The organism is Polaromonas sp. P1_E1_2, assembly GCF_056406035.1.
This window is the reverse complement of record NZ_JBFUAZ010000792.1, coordinates 1-1,567: the sequence shown is the minus strand read 5'-3', so window position 1 is coordinate 1,567 and position 1,567 is coordinate 1. Positions and strand designations below refer to the sequence as shown.

Below are 1,567 nucleotides of genomic sequence, written 5' to 3'. Positions count from 1 at the left end.
TTTCAGGGCGGCCATCAGCGCCCAGCAGTTCGGTGTGGGCAAGCCCGACCCGCGCATTTTTCATGCGGCAGCTGGGGCCGTGGAGGTACTGCCCCAGGAAGTATTGCATGTGGGTGACGACGCCACACTGGACGTGCTGGGCGCGCTTAATTGCGGCATGCAGACGGTGTGGGTGAATCGCTCTGACCAGATGTGGGCACACCCCGCGGTGCCGCACGAAACGGTGACCACGCTGACAGAGCTGTGCGATTTGTTCCCGCAGTGAACGGTTGACTTTCAAGAGGCGCTTGCGATGACACTCAAAATCTACGGCACAGCCGCTTCGCGCGCAGCGCGTCCCCTGTGGACGGCACAGGAAATGGGCTTGTCCTATGAGCACATTGCGTTGCCGTATGTGGGCGGCGCTACGCGCACGCCGGAGTTTCTTGCCATCAACCCGAACGGCCGGATCCCCGTGGTGGATGACGATGGGGTCCTGGTCTGGGAGTCCATGGCCTGCGTGCTTTACCTGGCCGAGCGATTCAAAAGCGCTGATGCATCCGGCCTTGCCGCGCAGAGTTCCGCGGAGCAGGCAGACATCCTGCGCTGGAGCTTCTGGGTGGTGACCGAGTGCGAAAAAGACGCCCTGGCGTTCCTGATGCACCGCATCATGATGCCGACAGAGCGCCGCAAGCCCCAGCTGGCCGAGGACGCCGAGCGGCATCTGCTGGGCCCGCTGCGGGTGCTCGAACAGCATTTGCAGTCGCGCAGCTACCTGGCGGGTGAACGCTTTACGGCGGCCGATATCTGCGTGGCTTCCGTGCTGGCGTGGATTCAGGGCGCTGCGGGCCTGATGGCGCAATGCCCGGCAGTGGACGAGTGGCTCAAGCGCTGTCTTGCGCGTCCGGCGTACCGCGCGGTGAGATTTATGGCGAAAAGTGCCTGAAACCCATTGTGGCTGTGCGCAAGCAGCTATTTAATTGATAGCAATACGGGCGACGTGGTCGCGATGACCGCGAGCCGCGGATGTGCCGGGGCAGATCAATGCAGGCGCTGCGCCGCTTCCAGCCCCGAGCGCACGGCTCCCTCCAGCGTGGCCGGATAAGGCCCGGCGATGTAATCGCCGCAGGCATAAAGACCTGGTGCTACCTCGATTGCCGGGCGCAGCAGGCCCGGCGTGCAGGCAAAAGTCGCACGCTTTTCCACGATGGTTTGCACCACCTGCAAGGTGTCCAGGCCCAGCTGCTGTGCCGCCTGCGCCAGTACCTGTGCAGCCAGCGTCGTGCCATCGCCCGTGCTGGCGCTGATCACAAAAGCCAGCAGGCCGGTGGGCCCGCCCAGTTGCCCGCGGTCGAACACAAATTGCGCGGGTCCGGTCGCATCGGCGCGTAAGGCCAGCATGGGCTGCTGAAGGCGCACGCCTGCCGCCCAGGCGTAGACCGTGGTCAGCGCTTCGTGTTGAAGGCCTTTCGCCTGCGCCAGCCAGTCGCCGGGTTGCAGGCCGCTGCTTTCCACAAGCCGCGCCGCTTCATGGGGCGGGCAGGCCAGCACCAAGCAGTCGAAGGCTGCGCTGATGTCGGTGTTGACC

3 protein-coding genes are annotated in these 1,567 nt (G+C 64.6%); 2 read left to right on the top strand and 1 reads right to left on the bottom strand.

Annotation, left to right across the window (positions count from 1 at the left end; translation table 11 throughout):
• Together AC1D1P_RS22940 and AC1D1P_RS22935 are read left to right on the top strand one after the other, a co-directional pair.
• Nucleotides 1-265 (top strand): HAD family hydrolase (locus tag AC1D1P_RS22940; RefSeq protein ID WP_477674581.1); only part of this gene is annotated, 265 nt, incomplete at its 5' end.
• A gap of 27 nt (nt 266-292) precedes the next feature.
• The gene (locus AC1D1P_RS22935; protein ID WP_477669021.1) at nt 293-925 is read left to right on the top strand and encodes a glutathione S-transferase family protein; all 633 of its coding nucleotides are present in this window, start codon (nt 293-295) and stop codon (nt 923-925) included.
• A gap of 95 nt (nt 926-1,020) precedes the next feature.
• Here AC1D1P_RS22935 and AC1D1P_RS22930 read toward each other — a convergent pair.
• Nucleotides 1,021-1,567 (bottom strand): FAD-dependent oxidoreductase (locus tag AC1D1P_RS22930; RefSeq protein ID WP_477674580.1); only part of this gene is annotated, 547 nt, incomplete at its 5' end.